Genomic DNA, 21,532 nt, shown 5'->3' on the forward strand with positions numbered 1-21,532 from the left:
CTATTCTTTTTCTTCAAAACCATGCTGCAGGAATTCATTCCATGCAGCATTGGTTTTTTCTAATTCTTTTTTCTGCATAATCGCATTCCGGTCACTTAATATAGCAAGCATCTCATCTACGATTTCACCCTCCGGCAGATATTCATAGTGTGATAAATACCACAGCATCCTCTGTGCCGTAAAATCCGTATTCAGATTCCGGGTAATGACATCACAGAATTCTTCCGGATACCCCCGCTCTGTCATGATATGATAAAGTTCTATACTCTTTTCCGACTTCGGTTTCATTTTTCATTCCTGCCCTTCGTCTCTTAGAATTCATATTTTAATATGGCACAATTCTTCACGCCAAATGCAGCATATTCTTCATTGGTCATTTCATAAAAATAGGACTGCACAACTCTTGATATGCCATTGTGTGCCACCAGAATATAAGTCTTATCGGAAGCTGCTGTTACTTCATCCAGAAGATTGTAAATCCTCTGTGCCAGATGCAGCATAGATTCTCCGCCGTCATAGCGGGTGATAAACTGTCCCTTTGCAATCTTAAATTCTGTTCCATCCCGCGGTGTGGATTCAAATCTGCCAAAGTTCTGCTCTTTTAAACGAAGCTCTTCCCTTGCCGGAATTCCGGTAATTTCCGAAATATGCAATGCAGTATCTTTTGCCCGGATTAATGGGGAATATAATATTTCATCCGCCTTTATGCCTTCTTCTAATATTTTCTTTCCGGTCTCAATTGCCTGCTTATGTCCAAGCTCAGTCAGTGCAATATCTGTTGCACCACATATCTTATTTTCTACATTCCATATGGTCTGTCCGTGCCGGACAAAATATACATATCCCATACTGTTATCTCCCTTAATGCCTTATTTATGTTCTTCGTCATTTTAGCGGTTCACCGGAAAAATGTCAATTTTCATATGTTTAAACAAATTTGAGGAATAATCAGTTTCCAAGTCACTTATTGTCTAAATAATTTTGACTTATTTCCCATAAAGTAGTAAAATTATGATAAATATTTAGATTTTCGCTTTTACTTTTACTATTGTATAACGCAATTGGTGCCATAGTGCCATTGTATATAACGAAGGAGGAACGTTATGTTTGAGAATCTTAAAATTAGAAAACGTCTGGGGAAGGCATTCCGTATTATCGTGACATCCTGCTCCATCGCAGCCGTCCTTGGTGTGGTTATGCTGATTGTAACCATGACTCTGTATAAGAATGCCCTGAACAATTATGGTTTTTCACAGGGTGACATCGGCAAAGCAATGGTTGCCTTTACCGATACCCGATCTGCCACCCGTGCTATTATCGGATATGATGATGACAGTCTGATTAGTCAGATGTCCGATACCCATGATGAAAGAAAGGCCACTTTTGAACAGTATTGGGAAATCGTAGATGAAGTTACTACCACCAGCAAAGAGCAGGAAATCTATGATTCCATTGATGCCAAGCTGGAAGATTACTGGACTACTGAGCAGAAAGCAATTGATACCGGCAAAACAACTGACCCGGGTCAGAGCGCAAAAGCCAGAATATAATGGTTGATGAAGTAGCCCCATTATATGATGAAATCTATTCCGGAATGAGGGACTTGATGAATACCAAAGTAACAGAAGGAGATCGTTTAGCAGATACACTTTTTGTTGTTTCCCTTATTTTTATCATTATCATTGCTGTAATTATTATCGTATCCATCCTTGTTTCTTCCAAGATGGGAGCTTCCATTGCAAGGGGAATTTCAAAACCTTTAGTCGCACTGGAGAATCGTCTTACCACTTTTTCACAGGGTAATTTACATGACCCGTTCCCGGAGGTGAAATCCAATGATGAAGTTGCAAGTATTGTAGCCACTTCTACTAAAATGGCCGAAACACTGAACGCACTCATCACTGATGTAGGTGTTCTGATGGAGGGCATGGCAAATGGTGATTACACCATTCAGTCCGAGCATTCCGACAAATATGTCGGTGACTTCGAACAGTTACTGACCGCAATGCGTGGCATGCGTGATGCAATGGTACATACTATCCAGATGATTGGAGAAGCTTCTTCCCAGGTTTCTGCCGGTTCCATGAACCTTGCAGAATCTTCCCAGAGTATGGCAGAAGGTGCTACTGAGCAGGCCGGTGCCGTACAGCAGCTTCAGGCAACAATCACTGATATTACAAGTAATATTGAACAGTCCGCTGATCAGGCTCAGATTGCTTATGATCAGGCAAAGCAGTATGCTGCTGAAGCAGAAGACAGCAGTGCTGAAATGAAAGCCATGGTTGATGCTATGGCACGTATTGATGAAACTTCTAAGAAGATTGGAAATATTATTTCTGAAATCGAAGATATTGCTTCCCAGACCAACTTACTTTCTCTGAATGCTTCTATCGAGGCTGCAAGAGCCGGCGAAGCAGGACGTGGATTCGCCGTTGTTGCTGACCAGATTCGTCAGCTTGCAGAGCAGACAACCAAATCTGCTGTAGATACCAGAGACTTAATCGAAGGTGCCCTTCAGGAGATTGCTGAAGGTAATGCTGCTGCAGACCATGCTGCTGAATCTATCGGAAACGTTGTAAATGGTATCCAGCAGATTGCAGAATCTTCCAAGCACATCAGTGATGTTGCTAAGACTCAGGCAAATGCCATGGATCAGGCAGAACAGGGTGTAAACCAGATTTCTGAGGTAGTTCAGTCCAACTCCGCATCCGCAGAAGAGACCTCTGCTACCAGCCAGGAGTTATCTGCACAGGCAACTTCCTTAGATGAACTTGTTGGAAAATTCATCTTACCAGAAGACACTGAACAGTAAAATATACCAAAGCCCATGAAATCATAAAACAACTTTGATTCCATGGGCTTTTCTTTTATTCCAATTTTTCTATTTCAATTTTCCCTGTTCTTCTGCCAGGCTTCGCAGTTCTTTATTTAACATATTATAAGGTCCGAAATTCTCGCAGGTGCAAATACAGGTTTCACAGCCTGCAAGTATTTTCTTAGCTTCTTCCAGTTGTGCTTCTTCCATCGGATAAAAAGCTTTTGCAGTAATGACTTTTGATGCCAGTGCCGTTGCAACAGGATATTCTACGTCATTTTCAAATAAGATTCCTGCTGCAAATGGAATATGTTCTCTCTGCAGTCTGTAATAAGTTGGTATTGCAGCACCACCGCCTCCGATTACGAATACGTTCGGGGCAGCTTTATTTCCCGGCATCTGCATGATTCCAAGCATGGAATCAAAGTTCTTTTCCTCAATTCCATAAAGCTTCTGTACCAGCGAACCCTGAAAGATTTCCTCAGGTGTTCCAATATGGCTGACGGTGGTCCCATCTACACAGGCTACCATATCCGATACTTTCTGTACCAAGTCAAGTTCATGCAGTGACATCATTACTGCTATATTCCGTTCCCTTGCCAGTTTCCGGATGCTGTTTAAAATATCAAGCTTATAACGGATATCCAGATAAGAGGTAGGTTCATCCAATACCAGGATTGCTGTATCCTGGCAGATGGCTCTCGCCAACATAACACGCTGTCTCTGTCCGTCACTGATTCTTGTAAATGACTGCTCTGCCACCTCTTCCGCATGAACCATGGTAATTGCCTCATCCACCAGTTTCCAGTCCTGCTTATCCAGGATTCCAAGTCTTCCGGTATAGGGATATCGTCCAGTTGCAACCACATCTCGGCAGGACATCAGCTCCGGATGAATATGCTCTGTCATTACCATGGAAAGGCTCTTTGCAATTTCTGCCTCTTTCATTTCCGAGGTTGCTTTCCCGTTCAGGTATACTACACCACCAAGAGATTTCAACTGCTTTACAATACTCTTTAGAATCGTAGATTTACCGGAACCATTCGGGCCAATCAATGTCAATACCCTTCCCGGCTCTGCCATTAGATTGACATTCGAAAGAATGACCTTTTTTCCATATCCAACTGTGAATTTGTCTGTTACAAGCCCCTGTTTTCTTTCAGAAGATTTCATTTTTCCTGCCATGCATTCTTTCTCTGTGGACTCTTTTTTTCCTGCTATCTGTTTTGTCATCCCCGCTCCTCCTGTCTGCGCAGCATCATTACAATTACCACCGGAACCAAAAAGACCGCTGTAACGGTACTGATACTTACTTCTGTCGGTGCAAAGAGTGTTCTTGCGATTCCATCACAAAACAGTGTCACTACCGCTCCCCCCAGAAAGCAGCCCGGTATCAGCACCAGTGGTTTTGCTGTTCCTGTAGCAGATTTTATCAGATGTGGCACAGCAATTCCTACAAAGGAAATCGGCCCTGCAAAAGCTGTTACACAAGCCGACAATAAGCTGGATAACAGAATCAGGCTTACCCGGAGCACAGTTATATTAACACCCATATTTCTGGCATAAGTCTCTCCCATCTGATACGCACCAATCGGCTTTGCAAGAAACATTGCCGCAAGAAAGGACAGCAAGGTCAGGATAAATATCATCAGGATATTCGACCAGTTCATTCCGGAGAAGCTGCCCTGGGACCAGTTGTGTAAATTTACGATATTCGAATCATCTGCAAAAGTAACACAGATGTCTGTAATTGCCGAGCAAATATATCCGATGAGAATTCCGCATACAATCAGAAGAGACATTCTATGTACCTTCATGGAAATTAATAGTACAAACCCCATTGCTAATAGCGAGCCGATAAAGGCTGCTGCTACCATTCCAAATGAGCTGATGGTAATTCCTCTTCCTAAAAGATAAATCATTGCCAGTGCTACCATAAGTTTGGCACCGGAAGAAATTCCCAGCACATACGGACCTGCGATTGGATTTCCAAAAAAGGTCTGCAGTAAAAATCCGGAAATCGACAAGGCTCCCCCCAGCATGACAGCAGCCAGAATCCGTGGCAGTCTGATATCCCAGATAATATGATAAGCGGTACCTTCTTCTGTATGCTTCATCAAAACATTCCAAAGTTCATCCCATGAAATCGAAATACTTCCAGAACCAATATTCCAGAAAATTAATCCCACCAGCAATATAATAATTGTTATAAAAGAGACTGCATACCGCTTCATTTTCTTTTACCTCAGCTTCTTTAAATATCCTGCTTCTTCTGTATCTGTATTCTGAAATATTTTATTCAGATCTTCCATAAAATCTCCGATTGCCGTGGATTTCTGGAAGAAATTATTTGTGGTACAATAGACATTTCCATCCTGTACTGCCTTAAAATCTGCAAACAGCGGATTCTTCTGTTTCAGTTCCTCCAGCGTACTGATTTCGCCTTCAATTGTACTGTTATATATTAAGATATCGGCATTCTTTGCATCTGCATAGAAATCCTCCATCTGTATGTTCATTGTGGAAAGTGCATTTTCTTCTTCGCCCGCCAGTTGTTCCGGCACATAGGTTCCACCGGAAAGAGCAATCATCTGCGCTACATAATCATTTGATTTCCGCACACTGATTGTTCCATTTGCTGTCACACTGAAAAATGCTACTGTTACATTGCAGCTTTCTTTCTTCATAATCGGCTCTAATTTTTCTAATTCTGTTTCATAAAAAGAATCTGCTTCTTCCTCTTTATCAAATAATACTCCATATAAACGGATCCATTCCAGTCTGCCCAATGGGTGTGATTCATAGCTGGAACGCTCCACAAGTACAGGGATTCCAAGTTCTTCCAACTTTTCTTTTACTTCCGGGTTATGATAAATCATTGTATTTTCAATTGCCAGATTACAGCCTTCATCCAGAATCAGTTCATAGTCCGGAGCACTGTATTTTCCTGCATATAAAATGTCTCCTTCCTCCATGGCTTCCCTGGCTTCTTCTACATACCAGCCATCTTCCTTCGTTCCGGAGAGCCGGATATCTGACATGGCATCAATCTGTCTTACCAAATCCATGACAGAAGTGGATACCAGATATGTTTTATCCAGCGGCTGCTGTAAAACCGTAACATCCTCCGGGATATTCTGCGGCACTGCCGCTCCCTCCGGAATAAGCAAAAAACGACCGCCATCCACGATCGTAATCATTTTGTACCCGCCATATTCATCGACACTATACTGTGTTGCATAATTTAATTCCATACTCCCAGTCTTGCTGAGAGAACTAAAATCTACGGTATCTGCTTTTTTCTCCTGCTTCTTTGTACCACAGGCACAAAGAGTCAGAAGAAGTATACAGATAACGCTCACTATCATAATTCGTTTTTTCTGCATTTTATTTTACCAGTTTAAAATTCAATGTATATTCAATTTCATGAGGTGTGCTCATTGCAACAGTATCACCCACTACTGCAATGTCACAGTCAAAGCCGGATACCGGAATCGTAAAGGTGGAATTTCCACCCTTGTTCTCATTCAGATACTTCGTTCCATCTACTAACATGTAATCATAGTTTGGACTGCTCCACACAACGGTTGCAGTGATTTTTCCATCTTTTATCACAACCTTCGCCGGTGAATCCACCGTTGCTCTTCCGGTTCCGCCCTCTAAAGTTACTTCTGCCTCATAAGAGCCATCAGCTAATTTTTTTTTCAGGATTAGAAACAGATACTTTGTGGTCGTACCATTTTCCCTTTGTTCCAATTAATGCAAGGTCAAAGTCTTCATCCACTGCAGGAACCGGAACATCAAAGCCGTATACTTCTTCGCTGGTTCCATCACTGTATTCTACTGTATCTGTAGTCGGCTCAAGAAGCTTGGCTCCATCCTTCTGTGCATCTGCTGCTGTTCCAGCAAATAAATTTACAATGTTCTTAGATGGAAGCGTGATATGTGCTGTCATTTTTCCATCCTTTACCGTAAGTTCTGCCTTGCCTTCTTTTGCTTCATTTACGTGAAACATTGTGCTGTCTGTGTTGAAGTCTACGGTATAAGTTCCATCCTCTAAGGTTGCAGAGGAATTGGAACCACCTGCTGTTGCAAGTGGCTCTGCCTCTAAAGCAGCCTTTGTATGTGCTACATAAATATCCTGGACTGCTTTAATTCTTCCAAGACCTTCAATCTGTGTATCTACACTGTCAAATGCTTTGGATGCTTTAAACTGGCTCTTCCAGGAATCTTCATCATCTCCAGCCATATCGTTGTTTGCGTGGTCTCCGGCAACAACCATTAACGGACGAAGAATTACTTTTTTGTATCCTGCTTCTTTTACTTTTTCAATAACTGCTTCACATGCGGTATCTTCCGGTTCACCTTCTACGGTTCCAACAAATGCATTTTTATAATTCAGTTTCTCTAACTGGGTCTGCATCTGGTCATATGTTACATTTGCAGTATGGGAAGTACCATGTCCCATAAATACAAATGCTGTTCCATCTTCTGCTGCTGCATCCATGCTGTCATATCCTGCAGCCTTAACTGCTTCTGATGTAATTGCTTCTGCAACGGCAGCTTTATCTTCGTTGATTACAGTTGCGTCGCTTCCAACTTCACCTAACAGAGGTTCTGCGATACGGACTGTTTCGAATTTATCCTGATACTTCTCAATTGCTTCTACCAGTTCATCATATTCTGCACCATGCATTAAGTGGGTCGGCTGTACCACAAGATTCTTAACGCCATTGTCTACCGCACGCTCTAATGCCTGATCCATGTTATCGATTTTCTCATCATCACGGGCCTGTACATGGTTAATAATAATCTGTGCTGTAAATGCTCTTCTTACAGACCAGTCAGGATTTGCTTCCTGTAATGCTTTTTCAATGCCGCCGATATCTGTTGTGCGGCTGTCATTAAAGGATGTACCAAAGCTTACTACTAAAAGCTCATTCTCTCCAATATCATCCTGATTTAAAGGATCATCCTTTGATGCATCTCCGGTATCTCTTCCAAAGTAATCCGGGTCAGCATTTTCTCCGGATACCAGTTCCTTCTGAGCATCTGTCAGTGCATCCCATGCTTCTTTTGCTGCCTTACACTGTGCATCTGTCTCATCAGTTCTTTCCTGCACATAAATTGCATCAATCAATGCTGCTACCTCATCTGCTTTTGCCTGATCATCCTTTTCATCTTCTGTCGAAACAGCTTCTGTTGTTTCAGTTGTCCCTGTTGTTTTCTTATCACCACATCCCGCAAACATGGTTGCAGCCATAGTAAGTGTAAGAACTACAGTCAATGCTTTCTTTTTCATTTTTTTCTCCTTTTCTCATGTTCTGGTTTCACTTACACATGAAAAAACTCCGTTCCATATTGCTATGAACGAAGTAAATGACATACTAACTACAGGAAATACGCTTTACGGATTTCCCTTGTTATCAAACAGTACAGCCAATTACTCGTGACCCGGAATCTCTTCCCGTACCAGATAAACGGCAGGTTTCCTGACTCAAAGATTAACGCTCCGTAATCACCTTCCCAATGTCTGTGCATCAGTGGCGCTTTTAAAAGCCTGACTACGTTACTCCCTTCTTACAGTGACGAGTTCGTACAGGATTTACACCTGTTTCCCTTTTACCCTGCATATGAATGAATTTCATTGCAGGCACCGGTTATCTTTCTATGAAATCGCTACTATACTAACACACTTTTTATTTTTTCACAAGCCATAGTTCACCCAGCCTCAACAAACTTCACCCTTAAAAAGTTCTCTAGCCTTTCAGCCGGTGGGTCAGTACCTTCATAATGGCATCATAATGTTCTGCCTGATGGGGATACGTGCAGTTGGTACAAATCTTAAGTTTTCTGCCATTTGTCTCTTTGTACTCCGGTGTTCCCGGACAATGCTCCATTTCATACATCGGGCAGTAGCAGAACATACAGTTAATCTGCTCAATGTCCCTATGGCAGGGATAATAAGCGCATGCACGATTCTCAAAAAAGCGGCTGCTGTTATGCACCGGCTCATCTTTGGTCTTTACAATCACGATGGTAAAATATCCGCTGTTTTCCGGTATGTTATCCGCACCGGAAAAGACTTTTTCTTCCTCTTTTCCACAATCGGAAACACTATACACTTCTAACGGACAGATGGTACTTTCCTTTTGCAGCATTTCTTTTAACTGCTTCAACTTCCTTCCGGACTTCATATAGATTCTGGTGCCGGAAAATTGTCTCGATTCTTCTATGTCATAGGAACCGGGAATAATATGAATCTGCTCTTCCTTTTCTCCAAGCGAAATGCCAAGTCTTGCCGCCACTGCACAAAAAGACGGTACCCCACTGACCATTTCCGTATGACCACCATGTTCTTCGATTTTCTGTGAAAGATAAGTATAGGTGGAATAAATCGCCGGATCCCCCAGCGTTAAAAAGGCAACCTTTTCTCCCTTTGCAAGATATGCTTCTATATTTTCGCATATCTTATCATGGGCTTCTTCTAACCTTTTCTCATCTCTGGTCATGGGAAAATTCCATGCCACAAGCTGATGTTTCCGGATGTCCGGCACCAGTTTTTCTACAATCTGAAAAGCATTACACTCTTCTATCGGTTCGGACGGCACTACTATGGTATCGCAGCATTCTATCACCTGAACCGCTTTATGGGTCAAAAGCTCCGGCTCCCCCGGACCTACTCCGATTCCATATAAAATTCCGCTCTGTGCTTTTTCTTTCTGCATCTGTCTTCCTCTTATTTTAAATTATCTTTTACTTCTATTTATCTTTTTGCTTCAATTTCGATTGTTGATACAATCCTGCCTGCTGATAGAAATGCTCCACAAAAGAAGGGTTGGACGGATAATAAAGATGAGGAAATCCCCACCAGTGGTTTTCTCCTTCCCAGACACATTCCCACCTTCTGCTTCCGGTCGGTTTCTTTGCCACGCAGTCCGTTCCATTTTCCGTACTGTCAAAATAATGGAATTCGTGTCCCCGGATTCCTTCTTTTTCCGGCAGGAAACAGCTCTCTTTCTCAGTAAGCTCCACATAACCAAAACGCACCAGTTTTCCCCGGTAATCTGCATCTGCATCAATTACGCCCGCCATGGAATATTGTCTGCCTTCCATATCCTTCAGTGATTTATGAAGATAAAGAAAACCCCCACATTCTGCCAGTGACGGAAGTCCGCCCCGGATGGCTTCCCGGATGGCTGTCTTCATGCTGTCATTTTCGGATAATTCCTTTGCAAAAAGTTCCGGATATCCTCCGCCTAACAGTAATCCGCTGATATGCTCCGGTAATTTCTTATCATGCAGGGGAGAAAACGGCACCAGCTCAAAGCCCCTTTTTGAAAGCAGTTTCAGGTTCTCCTGATAATAAAAACAAAATGCCTCATCTCTTGCGATGGCAAGGCGGAGTTTACTTTCATGGGTGTCATTTTTTTTGATATCTGCTCTCTGGAATACCATATCATTTTCATAGATATCTGCTCTCTGATATGTCACTTTGTTTTCGTGACTATCAACTTTTGGGGCTGCCGCATCCTTTTCTCCGGCTCCCCCAATTGCTAAAATCCGCTCTATCGATACCGTTTCTTTTAAGCTGTCTGCCCCGCGGCATACCTGTTCTTTTAAATCACGCTTTTCTTCTGGAAGTTTTAGCCTAAGTGGCGGCTCTCCAGATGAAGCTCCTTCTGTTCGGTAAAACAGCCCAGCACTTCTATGGATAATTTGGTTTCGATTAACTCTTTTAATGACGCATAGAACATTTTGCTGACCCGGTTTAGTATCACGCCCTTTATGATTCCGGCTTTGTCATAGGATAAAAGTCCCTGTATCAGTGGAAGTATCGTTCTTCCCATGCCATGTGCATCAATTACCAGAATCACCGGCAGGGAAACAGAATTTGCCAGGTGATAGGTGGAACCTTCTTCTAAAATTCCGCCAAGTCCGTCATAAAGCCCCATGACACCCTCTACCACTGCAAATGCATCTTCCGGTGTCTCTTCCATAAATATCTCTTTTGTCTTTGTTTCGCCGGTAAAATATGTATCCAGATTTCCGCCCGGCACACCTAAAATCGTCCGGTGAAACATCGGGTCTATATAATCCGGTCCGCACTTAAATGCACAGACATTGACTCCTGCTTCTTTCAAGGCTTCGATTAACGCACAGGTAATCAATGTCTTTCCACTGCCGCTTTTGGGTGCTGCAAGAACTACTCCTTTACGCTTCTGCATCCGCTTCTCCTCCCTGCAAATCAAAGGAACATATCATAACCGGATTTTCCGCCTTTGGCATATAATAAGAGCCAAGCTCATGATAACGGCTGACCTGCATCTGAATCATTTCAAAATTGCATACCGAAAACCGTTCTTTCACCTGCTTGAATTCCGCCACTGTCTCAAGGCTTATGGCATTCATTACAACTCTTATTCTCCTCTTTTTTGCTGCCAGTACTTCTAAAATTTCCATCAGGTGTCCACCGCTTCCCCCGATGAAAACATGGGTTGGCTCCTCTAATCCATTGCATGCCTCCGGTGCCGTTCCCCGGATAATCTCCATATTTGCTACCTGAAACTTCTCTTTATTCTGTGCCAGAAGTGCTAGCGCCTCTTCTTTCTTTTCAATGGCATAGACTTTGATTCCTTTGGATAAATGGGCTGCTTCCACAGCAATCGAACCCGTTCCGCTTCCAATATCATAAAGCACCGAATCTTTCTGAAGCCGCAGGCTGCAAAGGCTGACCTGACGCACTTCCCTTTTGGTCATTGGAACTTTCCCACGAATAAAGGCTTCATCCGGGATTCCCAGAGATATAGTTATTGCCACTTCCTGCTCCCCGCGTGCTTCCTGCACTTCACACACTTTCTGTGTTCCCTTCTCCTCACACGCTTCCTTTGCTTCATGTTCTTCTTTCTCTATCATGACAACATACAATCCTTCCTGTTCTGTCTCTCTGCACGCTTCCGGTGTAAGCACCATCAGCTTCTGCTGCGGATAAGATAACTGGTACCCCACTTTAATTCTGCAATTCTCTTTATCCGAAAAAAGTGCTCCTAATTTCCGGATGTCTTCTGCTCCGGATACCAGAAGAAACAGCCGCCCATTTTCATGCATCCTGCGTATCACTTCTGCCTGCCAGCCATCCGTATCTGTTTTGCCATGTATACTGTAAATTCCGGCATTTTCCCAGCTTACGCCACAGGCTGCTGCCATCATCTGAATGGAAGAAATGCCCGGAATGCTTTGCAGGGTTCCATGAAGTATGCCCTTTTGCAGCGCTTCCTGCAGACAGATTCTTACCTTGCTCCAGCCACTATAAAAACCAATATCCCCGGAAAAAAGGATGACTACCTTCAGTTTTTCATGCACCGCATACTGTCTGCTCTTTTCCTTAAGCCATGTAAGGATTTTATCCGGCAGATAAAGTGCCTCTTTTTCAAGCTTCGGTGTCACTGCCTCTATCAGACGTTTCGCACCTAATACAAGGTCCGCTTCTGCCAATGCTTCCTTTAACCGGACGGTCATCATATCTGCATCCCCCGGTCCGATTCCTGCCAGCGTAATCATAAGCTCCGCCGGTCTTAAGGAAAGGTTTACTCCTGTTAATGTTTCGATTTTCTCACAGACTGCATCAAAGGAAAGTCCGTCTTCCTCTGCTGCCTCCCGACGAATGACCAAAAGCGGGATATGATTTTTTAAAGCTGCTTCTTTTTTTTCTAAAAAGCCTCCGGTAATGCCGCCCTGCTTTGTTACCATACATTTTATCCCGTACTGATGAATCAGTGCATCATTGAATTCTTCAGAAAAAGGTCCCTGCAGTGCCAGAATCTGTTGTGGCAGAATTCCTTCCCTCCGGCAGATTTCAAGACTTTCCAGCCCCGGCAGTACCCGGACATAAAGACGTTTTTTTACTTCTTCCGATTCGGTATATACGGAAAGTTCCTTGCTTCCTGTAGTAAGAAGAATGTTTCCCTTGATTTCCTTTAATGCTTCTGCACAGGCCTCATTGCTGTCAAAGAAACGAAGTCCCGTTTCTTCCGACGCCTGGATGCTCCGTTTCAGCCGTAAGTAAGTGACCTCAAGTCCATCCGCTTTCATTCCGGCAACGCAGCTTTTTATGGTTCTGGTCACTTCCACCGCATAGGGATGAGTGGCATCGATTACAATGTCAAAGGATTCTTTCCTTAGAAATTCTGACATAGCTTCTTTGGAAAGGCGTCCTTCCTGAATCTTCACCTTCGGATGCGCCTTCATAACCAGCTTTCCATAATCGGTTGCCACCGATACGGTGTGGGCTATGCCTGCTGCCGCCATCAGCTCCGATAAGTTTCTTCCTTCTGTTGTTCCTGAAAAAATGATGATCTTTTTCATTGCTCTATCTTATAGCCTCTTGGTGTGATTAATTTTCCATCCTGAATTCTGGTTCTGGAATTTCCAACAAAAACGGTAGTAAACATATTTACTGATTTACTCTGTAATTCTTCTAATGTACAGGTAACTGTGCTTTCTCCGTCTCTTCCGATATTTTCCACATAACCGCATGCGCGCTCCGGTTCTATCTCCTGAAGCAGAATCTTACATGCTCTTTCCAAATAGTCTGCCCGCTTCCGGCTGGACGGATTATAAAGTGCAATAGCAAAATCTCCCCGCGCTGCCATAATCAGCCGCTTTTCAATTAACTCCCATGGTGTCATAAGGTCACTGAGACTGATAACACAGTAGTCATGATTTAATGGTGCTCCAAGAACCGCCGCACCGCTGTTGGCTGCGGTAATTCCCGGTATCACTTCCAGTGAAATCGCCGGATATTCTTTTCCAATCTCATACATCAGTGATGCCATTCCATAGACACCGGCATCGCCGCTGCATACCATTGCCACGCTTTTGCCTTTTTCTGCTTCCTCAAAACACATTCTGCAGCGTTTTTCTTCCTGCCGCATCGGCGTGGAAAGAAATTCCTTATTTTGGAAACGTTCTCCTAACAAATCAAGGTATACGGTATATCCGATGATTACATCCACCTGTTCTAATACTTCGATGGCTCTGCCTGTCATCATCTCTTCATTTCCCGGTCCCATTCCAACAATCCATATTTTATTCTTCATATAAAGTCAGTCTCCAATCTTCTTTTGCTATTGCCAGTGTCATTCCATTTTCCGCTCTTTTCTGAAGCACCAGCCTTCCATTATCCCGGCAGGCTGCCATGGCTGCCCGCTCGCAGACATTGTCCACGCCCACCTGACTTTCCACAAATACCGATGCATCAAAGGTACCAGGCACCCGGCTTAAGGCCTCTGCGTCAAAGACAAGAAATGGAATGCCATGTTCTGCCGCAAGTTTTAGAATTGCCTTCTCATCCTTCTTTTTATCAATCGAAGCAATCGCCCGTATCTGTTTCCAGTCTACTCCGGCTTCCTTTAAACAGCTTTCTGCAAATGCCTTAAGTTCCTGTTCTTCTTTATTCCTTCTGCATCCGATCCCAAGAATATATTCTTTGGGGATTAAGGTCAATAATGGCTCCGGCTTCTGTCCATCCTCTGGTGTGCCGATTACCACATCCACTTTGGCGGCATATTCCGGAGCGATTGTCATGGAAAGCTTCTTTTTTTCCAGCACCTTTGCAGAAACTTTCTTAATGCCTTCTTTTTTATCAATGGATAGGTCATGCTTTTTTGCAAATACATCTATGGCAAAGGCATTATTAATGTCGGTCGCTGTGGTAATTACCGGAACTGCTCCTAATAACTCTGCCAGCTGCAGTGCTATCTCATTGGCGCCTCCTACATGCCCGGATAAAAGAGGAATGACATAATTGCCCGCCTCATCCAGTACCAGCACCGGACTGTCTGTCAGCTTGTCCTTAAGAAATGGGGCAATTGTCCGCACTGCAATTCCACATGCTCCGATAAAAATGATTGCATTTCTTAGGGAAAACTGTTCCTTTGTCCACGCGTTCAGATTTTCCACCTGTTTTCTGCCATGATAAGTATGAATTTCATAGGGAAGCTGCTGCTCTTTGGAAAGTCTTTTTATCTTTTCGGCAAGCTCTGCTCCCTTTTCGGTAAAGCTGATGACACTCCATTTCAATGACTGCATTTTCTTTCCGCCTTCTTATGATTTTTTGCTGCCCGGAATTCTGTGGAGAAATCTTCTGCATACAGTCTGGATTTGCTGTATCCGCTCTTGTTAATGACATCTCCAACGAGAACCAGTGCCGTTTTGGTAATTCCATGTTCTGCCGCTGTCTGTGCCAATGTTTCTACCGTGCAGATATATATTTCTTCCTCCGGCCAGCTTACCTTATAAGCCAGTGCCGCAGTGGTATCCTTTGAATAGCCGCCCTTTATCAGACGCTCAGATAACTTCTCCAACATTCCGGTGCTTAAATAGATTGCCATGGAACACTGATGGGCAGCAAATGCCTCAATGCTTTCTTTCTCCGGAACCGCCGTCCGTCCCTCCATTCTGGTAATGATAAGGGACTGGGAAATATCCGGCAGGGTATACTCCAGATTCATGGCTGCCGCTGCTCCAAAGCAGGCACTTACTCCCGGCGTAGAATCATAGGCTATCTTTTTTGCATCCAGCTCCTGCATCTGCTCCTGCACTGCTCCATATATGCTTGGTTCTCCGGTATGCAGCCGCACCACATCTTTTCCTTCCTGCTCTGCCTCCACCATAACTGCAAGGACTTCTTCCAATGTCATCACTGCACTGTTATATACCTGACAGTCTGCTTTGGCATAATTTAAAAGCTCAGGATTTACCAGTGAACCGGCATAGATAATCACATCTGCTTTCTCCAAAAGATGCATTCCTCTTACGGTAATCAAATCCGGTGCTCCGCACCCTGCTCCAACAAAATGAATCATTGCTTTTCCTCCAACAGTTCTTTTAATAATGCCTCTGCTCCCGGCGTTACACCTAAAAGTCCGATATCATTACTATAAACCATACATTCTATTTCCAGTCCATCCCCGGCACGATGCTTAAGATGGTCTTCAATTTTTTCCATGACATATTCCATGGCAGGTTCTAAAAGTCCGGCTTTTCGAATCCGGTCTACGGCATCCTCTGTACCAATGCAGTCTAATATTTCCCGAAGCAGTGTCACTTCTGCGCCCGCCCGGATTGCTGCCGCCGCCAGAAGCTCCATCCGGCAGTCTGCCTCTTTGGAATGGGTGTTCATAATGCCGCCGGATACCTTTATCAGCTTTCCGATATGACCGGTTAAGAGCATTTTGGAAAATCCAAGTTCTTTTACCATATCAATGGTCTGTCCGATAAAGTTGCTGCATTTTACACTGCGCTCCAAATCATAACCATAGGTCCGTTTCATAAATTCCAATCCGTAGTTGCCCGGTGATATGGCAACAATAGAATGACCTTCTGCCCGCTTCTGTTTCAATTCCACTGCTATGGTATCTAGTAATGCCTTATCACTCATAGGCTCCACAATCCCGCTGGTTCCAAGTATCGAGATTCCGTCCTTTATTCCAAGTCTCGGATTAAAAGTCTGCGCCGCAAGATTTTCTCCTTCCGGCACTGAAATTACGACTTTGATTCCGCCCTGAAAATCAAACAGATGGCAGACCTCTGATACTTCTTTTGCAATCATCTGCCGTGGTACTGTATTAATTGCGGCATTTCCTACCGGCTGGTCTAATCCCGGCCGCGTAACCCTGCCAACACCGATGCCGCCATCTATTTCTATCTGATTGTTATTTTCTTCACAAATGCTCACCGCTGCATAAATCCATGCCCCCGTTGTCACATCCGGGTCATCCCCGCCGTCCTTTTGTACCGCGCAGGAAACTTCTGTTTCCTGAATTTTGATATGCTCCACCGTTGCATGGTAGGAAATTCCCTTTGGTGTCTCAATGGTAATCTCTGTTTTTCTTCTTCCACTCAGCAGCATATAGACTGCTGCCTTTGCTGCGGCTGCGGCACAGCTTCCGGAGGTAAACCCATATTGCATCTTTCTTCCCCCTGATTTTACTATCGTCTTAATTGATACAAAATTGCATTGCAGATAGCTGCGGCAACATTGCTTCCGCCCTTTCTGCCCCGGTTAATGATATAAGGTACTTCTGTTTCCATAATCAATTCTTTTGCCGGTACCACATTTACGAAGCCTACCGGAACTCCGATAATAAATGCCGGCTGGTAGCGTCCCTCCGTTATCATTTTATGAAGCTCGATTAACGCCGTCGGTGCATTTCCCACCGCAAAAATAACCGGTTTTTCAATGGCTGCGGCTTTCTCCATGCTGATGGCGGCTCTTGTTACCTGCCGCTCTCTGGCAAGCTGTGCCACATCCGGGTCTGCCATAAAGCAATGGGCTTCTCCGCCAAATGATGCCAGTATTTTCTTATTGATTCCGGCAAGTGCCATATTGGTATCCGTTACAATATCGGCGCCCTTAAGAATCAGTTTCTTTGCAATTTCTACTGCATGGTCAGAATAACACATTGTCTCTGCATAATCAAAATCTGCGCTGGTATGTATCACACGCTTGGTAACAGGTTCCTGCTCCCTGGGCAATACAATATGACGCTTTTCTAATTCCTCTGAAATAATCTCAAAGCTGCGTTTTTCGATCTCTCCCGGCAATACAAATTCGATTGGATTCATTTTCCCATCACCTCTCTTAATGCGCTTATCAGCCGCTCATTCTCTGTCTGCCCTCTTACTGCAATCCGGTAATACCCTTTGGACAGACCTCTGTAATTTTCACAATTTCGAATCAAAATCTGTTTCTTTAAAAGCAACTCATATAATGGCAGCTCTGTGTAAAATAAAATATAATCTGCCCGGGACGGATACACCCGGAAGCCTAAGGATATCAGCTCTTTTGTCAGAATACTCCGCTGCTCTTTTATGAGTTTCCTGCTTTCCCCGATAAATTCCGTTTCTTTTGCTGCAGCGCATCCTGCCATCTGGGCAAATACCGATAAGTTCCATTCCGGAAGCTGCCTTGCAATCTTCTGACAGACTTCCCTGTTCCGGCAGATAAGATAACCCAGCCGGACTCCCGGTATGGCAAAGGTCTTGGTAAATGCTCTCACCTGAATCAGATTCCTACATTTCATGCCAGCTTCCATTTCTTCATAAAGCTCTGCTTCTTCACAAAACGGCAGAAAGCATTCATCTACCACCACTATTATATCAAGCTCCTGACACCGCTTTAAAATCCCTTTTAAAATCTCCGGTGGAATTAACTGTCCGGTGGGATTATTGGGATTAGCAAGGTATATAAGCTCCGTTTCTTTATCTAATGCCTCAATAAAGTCCTCTCCCAGCACAAAATTATCCTGTTCCCGCAATGGAAAATAACTTACTTCACACGCTTCCGTTCCGGCAGCCCACTCGTAACCATAAAAAGAAGGAACCGGAATCAGTATTTTCTTTGGTTTTAATGCATGAAGAATTGCAGGAAAAAGTTCAGAAGCTCCATTTCCGCACAATATCTCATCTGCCGCTACCTTATCCATCTCAGCAATGGCTGCCTTCAGCTTCTCCTGCCTGATATCCGGATACCGGCTGCATAAAGACACCGCTTCCCTAAGGGCTGCCTCTACAGATGCCGGTATGCCCAGAGGATTGATATTTACAGAATAATCTAACGATATGCAATTACGGTAGATGTCTCCTCCATGTACCATATTCCTGTTCCTTTCCTGAATTTTCATCCTTTCAATCATATAAAGAATAACAATCCCATCACCAAAAGGCAAATGCCTTCACATAAAAATGCAGTCGCATACAAAAGCCGGTTTGCTCTTCTGATGTCCTCGTATTCCACCGGACGCAGTGCATCTCCGATAAACGGCTTTTTCACCAGTCTGCCAAAATACCAGGCATCCCCTGCAAGCTGTATGGACAGTGCTCCTGCACAAACTGCCTCTGTCTGGGCAGAGTTCGGGCTGGCATGATGATACCGGTCCCTTTTATAAATGTAATATGCATGTTTCCTGTTATATTCCTTTCCAAGGAAATACGTCCCTGCAATCATCAGGTATGCACTGATACGGGATGGGATATAATTGCAGATATCATCGAATTTTGCGGCAGCTCTGCCAAAATGAAGATAACGTTCATTCTTATATCCTACCATGGAATCCATCGTATTGACTGCCTTATAAAAAAAGCCCAGAACCGGTCCGCCAAGTGCGGTATATAGCATCGGTGCAATGACTCCATCCGAAGTATTTTCTGCCACCGTTTCAATGGCAGCCTTTGCCACTCCGGTTTCATCCAGCCGCCCGGTATCTCTGCCTACAATCATGGAAACAGCATGTCTTGCCGCTATAAGGTCATTCTCCTTTAAACAATTATATACCTTCATGCTTTCTACTTTCAGGCATTTTGCAGCAAGAATCTGATAGGTCATAATCATTTCCAAAATAACACCTGCCACCGGATGAATCCGGTACGCAAGAATCAGAAGAAGTGCGGTCACCATAAGAACTGTCAGCAAAACAAGCGCAACCATTCCAATGCCTGCTCTTACAAGGTATTTCTCACTGCACTCCTTTTTATTCATTCTTTTTTCCAATATCCCTATAAAATTTCCAATCACCCGGATGGGATGTGGCAGCCAGTATGGATCTCCCAAAAGAAGGTCCAGGCAAAATCCCAGTCCGAACGCAATCATGTGATAAATCATATTGTAATCTCCTCAAGGGAATCTAATTTCCATTCTTCCCCGCAAAGTCTGAGTTTACAGCAGTAGCCGCCTCCGTTTTTCACCTGATAATCAAAATAATTTCCGCCTGCAAGGATGTGAAGCAGTGCCATAATTGTGCCGCCGTGTACAACTGCTGTTATATTCCGGGGCTGACTTTCTGTCATCTGATTTTCTGCTATTTGATTTTCTGCTATTTGATTTTCTATCATCTGACCTTCTGCTATCTGTTTTTCAGGCTTCCGGAGTTCTGTTATCTCATTCGCTGATGACGTCTTTGCAGTATCTGCTACTTCTCTGACAATCTTTTCCTCTATGATTTTTGTTGCAGTAAGAAGTCCTCTATGGCAGCGTTTTATATATTCCTGCTGGCTCTCGCCTTCCGGAAAAGGCAGTGTGCCATTGCTGTCAATCCATTTCTGATAATAGGAATCATTTTTCAAATCTTCGTAATTCTTTCCCTCATATGCACCAAAATTCATCTCCCGCCATTCTTCTATCGGATAAGCTTTCTTTCCCGGAAAAAGTATACCAGCACTCTCCTGACAGCGCAGCATCGGACTGATGAAAAGCAGCCACGGCTTTCTTAAAATGTCTTTTTCTGCGAGAATCTCCAACTGCTTTCTGCCTTCCCCGGATAAGGCTTCTTCTGTTACACCTAAATACCGGTGTTCCTTATTTGACGGGGTCTTTCCATGACGGATAAGCGTTAAATTTATTTTAATCTCTGGCTGATTCCACATACAATGCGTTCTACCCTTTCTGCCTTCTCAGCAATCCGTATCTGTAGTCTTCCGGTCCGCTCCCTGTAATCCCGTTCCAGAGCATCCATCGGTACAATTCCGTTTCCAATCTCATCACAGATGAAAATAAGTCCCGGATATGTTTCCAGCAGTTTATCAGCTAACAGCTCCACATCTGTCTGCTGCTCAAGACATTTCCGGACCCACAGGTGTAAATGGTTGATGACCGGATTCTCAAATTCCTGCAGTTCTTTTATCATTCCATCCCAGTCTGCAGGAAGGTTTTCGCCCTCTATCACCTGACCTTTACATTCCGGGTGAAGCTTTAACACATATTCCTTTTTTCCCTGGTAACATCCGCCCAAAAATAATTCCATGATTTTTCCTTTCTAGCCTGCTATAAAACAAAGAATGTGCCTTGGCACATTCTCGCGCCTGTGGCGGTCGCTTGCGGCATCTACCTTATACGCCGCAGTTCGCATACTCGCGGAGCGTTTTTTACTTTACAGGAAAGCAATTTCCTGTAAAGAGAAGAACAACTACCACTGCAACTGCCATGGCATTTTCGCATAATGACACAAAATATCCTGCGGTATCACCATTGATTCCGCCAAATTCCTTCCGGCTTTTCCAGCCATAATATCCATAACAGAGCAATGCCACAACTACTGCCGCAAGCCCCGCCCACAGGTTTACATAAATCATACATCCACTGTAGACAACTGCCTCTATGATGAGGACTGCCAGCACTCTTTTTTTCTGGGCGCTGTCTGCAAAATAAGCAAGCATACCATCCTTTTTTGCTGCCTTCAGGCTTACCACACCAATTCCGCTTAAGCTTCGTGATAACGCAAAGCCAATTCCCACTACAAGAATTGCAGACAGTTCCGTAAGCTCCGCATATGCTGCTCCATAAATAAGATAATACAAAACCAGCATCAATACGGAAAATGCGCCAATATGAGGGTCTTTTAAAATTGCCAGCTTCTTCTCCTTATCCTGATAGGAATGAAATGCATCCATGGTATCCATAAATCCATCCATATGAAAGCCACCGGTAACAAGCAGTGGAATTGCCACCGCTATCAGTGTTTTGCAAAGATGGCTTATCCCGACTGCATTTCCCAAAAAGAACCAGCCGGCTTCCAATGCACCAATGATAAGACCAATCAATGGGAAGAAGCAGAGGTGATACTGCATATCTTCTTCCTTCCAGTCAAACTGTGGCACCGGTATTTTTGAATATATAGAAAATGCAATAACGAATCCTTTTATAATTTTCATGTATTCCTC

Annotated in this window: 22 protein-coding genes, 1 pseudogene and 1 riboswitch; of the genes and pseudogenes, 2 read left to right on the forward strand and 21 right to left on the reverse strand. The window is 43.8% G+C overall.

Going from position 1 to position 21,532, the window contains the following annotated elements; translation table 11 throughout:
• Both DW059_RS02420 and DW059_RS02425 read right to left on the reverse strand, forming a co-directional pair.
• Complete coding sequence (locus DW059_RS02420) at window positions 1-288, reverse strand: hypothetical protein (protein ID WP_197420827.1); 288 nt, start codon at window positions 286-288, stop codon at window positions 1-3.
• A gap of 23 nt (window positions 289-311) precedes the next feature.
• On the reverse strand, window positions 312-848 hold the full coding sequence (locus DW059_RS02425) for a histidine phosphatase family protein (protein ID WP_117697367.1): 537 nt from the start codon (window positions 846-848) through the stop codon (window positions 312-314).
• A 255-nt stretch (window positions 849-1,103) separates the two neighbouring features.
• Between DW059_RS02425 and DW059_RS16900 the strand changes: the two genes are divergently transcribed.
• Both DW059_RS16900 and DW059_RS02430 read left to right on the forward strand, forming a co-directional pair.
• The gene (locus DW059_RS16900) at window positions 1,104-1,550 is read left to right on the forward strand and encodes an MCP four helix bundle domain-containing protein (protein WP_330408224.1); all 447 of its coding nucleotides are present in this window, start codon (window positions 1,104-1,106) and stop codon (window positions 1,548-1,550) included.
• Window positions 1,550-2,812 carry a methyl-accepting chemotaxis protein gene (locus tag DW059_RS02430; RefSeq protein WP_330408225.1) on the forward strand — a complete coding sequence of 421 codons (1,263 nt, stop codon included), beginning with the start codon at window positions 1,550-1,552 and terminating at the stop codon, window positions 2,810-2,812. Before DW059_RS16900 ends, DW059_RS02430 begins: the two co-directional genes overlap by 1 nt.
• A 69-nt stretch (window positions 2,813-2,881) precedes the next feature.
• Here DW059_RS02430 and DW059_RS02435 read toward each other — a convergent pair whose 3' ends face one another.
• The 19 genes and pseudogenes from DW059_RS02435 to DW059_RS02520 all read right to left on the reverse strand — a co-directional run bounded on the left by DW059_RS02435 (window position 2,882) and on the right by DW059_RS02520 (window position 21,523).
• Window positions 2,882-3,988, reverse strand: a complete 1,107-nt coding sequence (locus DW059_RS02435) for an ABC transporter ATP-binding protein (protein WP_117697437.1) — start codon at window positions 3,986-3,988, stop codon at window positions 2,882-2,884.
• Window positions 3,989-4,044: 56 nt separating this feature from the next.
• A complete protein-coding gene (locus DW059_RS02440) occupies window positions 4,045-5,049 on the reverse strand; it encodes a FecCD family ABC transporter permease (protein ID WP_117697369.1) in 1,005 nt (334 codons plus the stop codon).
• A 6-nt stretch (window positions 5,050-5,055) separates the two neighbouring features.
• Complete coding sequence (locus DW059_RS02445) at window positions 5,056-6,201, reverse strand: ABC transporter substrate-binding protein (RefSeq protein WP_117697371.1); 1,146 nt, start codon at window positions 6,199-6,201, stop codon at window positions 5,056-5,058.
• A 1-nt stretch (window position 6,202) separates the two neighbouring features.
• Window positions 6,203-6,571, reverse strand: a complete 369-nt coding sequence (locus DW059_RS02450) for a hypothetical protein (RefSeq protein WP_117697373.1) — start codon at window positions 6,569-6,571, stop codon at window positions 6,203-6,205.
• 343 nt (window positions 6,572-6,914) lie between these two features.
• Window positions 6,915-8,117 (reverse strand): annotated as a pseudogene (locus DW059_RS02455) (sirohydrochlorin cobaltochelatase); the annotation flags it as partial.
• A 163-nt stretch (window positions 8,118-8,280) separates the two neighbouring features.
• Window positions 8,281-8,491: riboswitch (cobalamin riboswitch) on the reverse strand.
• 83 nt (window positions 8,492-8,574) lie between these two features.
• Window positions 8,575-9,543, reverse strand: a complete 969-nt coding sequence (gene cobI, locus DW059_RS02460) for a precorrin-2 C(20)-methyltransferase (protein ID WP_117697377.1) — start codon at window positions 9,541-9,543, stop codon at window positions 8,575-8,577.
• A 34-nt stretch (window positions 9,544-9,577) separates the two neighbouring features.
• Window positions 9,578-10,309, reverse strand: coding sequence for a hypothetical protein (locus DW059_RS16905; RefSeq protein WP_330408227.1), 732 nt, complete (start codon window positions 10,307-10,309; stop codon window positions 9,578-9,580).
• Window positions 10,310-10,461: 152 nt separating this feature from the next.
• Window positions 10,462-11,043: a nucleotide-binding protein gene (locus DW059_RS16910; protein ID WP_330408228.1), complete on the reverse strand. Its 582-nt coding sequence runs from the start codon at window positions 11,041-11,043 to the stop codon at window positions 10,462-10,464.
• Window positions 11,030-13,180: a precorrin-6A reductase gene (gene cobK / locus DW059_RS02470; RefSeq protein ID WP_117697379.1), complete on the reverse strand. Its 2,151-nt coding sequence runs from the start codon at window positions 13,178-13,180 to the stop codon at window positions 11,030-11,032. The genes DW059_RS16910 and cobK overlap by 14 nt, the downstream gene beginning before the upstream one ends.
• On the reverse strand, window positions 13,177-13,914 hold the full coding sequence (gene cobJ / locus DW059_RS02475; RefSeq protein ID WP_117697381.1) for a precorrin-3B C(17)-methyltransferase: 738 nt from the start codon (window positions 13,912-13,914) through the stop codon (window positions 13,177-13,179). Before cobJ ends, cobK begins: the two co-directional genes overlap by 4 nt.
• Complete coding sequence (locus DW059_RS02480; RefSeq protein ID WP_242986061.1) at window positions 13,904-14,905, reverse strand: cobalt-precorrin 5A hydrolase; 1,002 nt, start codon at window positions 14,903-14,905, stop codon at window positions 13,904-13,906. The genes cobJ and DW059_RS02480 overlap by 11 nt, the downstream gene beginning before the upstream one ends.
• Window positions 14,893-15,681: a precorrin-4 C(11)-methyltransferase gene (gene cobM, locus DW059_RS02485; RefSeq protein WP_117697383.1), complete on the reverse strand. Its 789-nt coding sequence runs from the start codon at window positions 15,679-15,681 to the stop codon at window positions 14,893-14,895. The genes DW059_RS02480 and cobM overlap by 13 nt, the downstream gene beginning before the upstream one ends.
• Window positions 15,678-16,787: a cobalt-precorrin-5B (C(1))-methyltransferase CbiD gene (gene cbiD / locus DW059_RS02490; RefSeq protein ID WP_117697385.1), complete on the reverse strand. Its 1,110-nt coding sequence runs from the start codon at window positions 16,785-16,787 to the stop codon at window positions 15,678-15,680. The genes cobM and cbiD overlap by 4 nt, the downstream gene beginning before the upstream one ends.
• A gap of 20 nt (window positions 16,788-16,807) precedes the next feature.
• Entirely contained in the window at window positions 16,808-17,443 is a 636-nt protein-coding gene (locus DW059_RS02495; protein ID WP_117697387.1) for a precorrin-8X methylmutase, read from the reverse strand.
• Window positions 17,440-18,474, reverse strand: coding sequence for a pyridoxal phosphate-dependent aminotransferase (locus DW059_RS02500; protein WP_117697441.1), 1,035 nt, complete (start codon window positions 18,472-18,474; stop codon window positions 17,440-17,442). Before DW059_RS02500 ends, DW059_RS02495 begins: the two co-directional genes overlap by 4 nt.
• Window positions 18,475-18,509: 35 nt before the next feature.
• A complete protein-coding gene (gene cbiB / locus DW059_RS02505) occupies window positions 18,510-19,478 on the reverse strand; it encodes an adenosylcobinamide-phosphate synthase CbiB (RefSeq protein WP_117697389.1) in 969 nt (322 codons plus the stop codon).
• A complete protein-coding gene (locus tag DW059_RS02510; RefSeq protein WP_117697391.1) occupies window positions 19,475-20,239 on the reverse strand; it encodes a histidine phosphatase family protein in 765 nt (254 codons plus the stop codon). Before DW059_RS02510 ends, cbiB begins: the two co-directional genes overlap by 4 nt.
• Window positions 20,212-20,616: a bifunctional adenosylcobinamide kinase/adenosylcobinamide-phosphate guanylyltransferase gene (locus DW059_RS02515; RefSeq protein ID WP_117697393.1), complete on the reverse strand. Its 405-nt coding sequence runs from the start codon at window positions 20,614-20,616 to the stop codon at window positions 20,212-20,214. The genes DW059_RS02510 and DW059_RS02515 overlap by 28 nt, the downstream gene beginning before the upstream one ends.
• A gap of 121 nt (window positions 20,617-20,737) precedes the next feature.
• Window positions 20,738-21,523, reverse strand: a complete 786-nt coding sequence (locus DW059_RS02520) for an adenosylcobinamide-GDP ribazoletransferase (RefSeq protein WP_117697443.1) — start codon at window positions 21,521-21,523, stop codon at window positions 20,738-20,740.
• Window positions 21,524-21,532: the final 9 nt, after the last annotated feature.

Source organism: Roseburia sp. AF42-8 (assembly GCF_003435965.1).
GTDB classification, from domain to species: Bacteria; Bacillota; Clostridia; order Lachnospirales; family Lachnospiraceae; genus Roseburia_C; species Roseburia_C amylophila.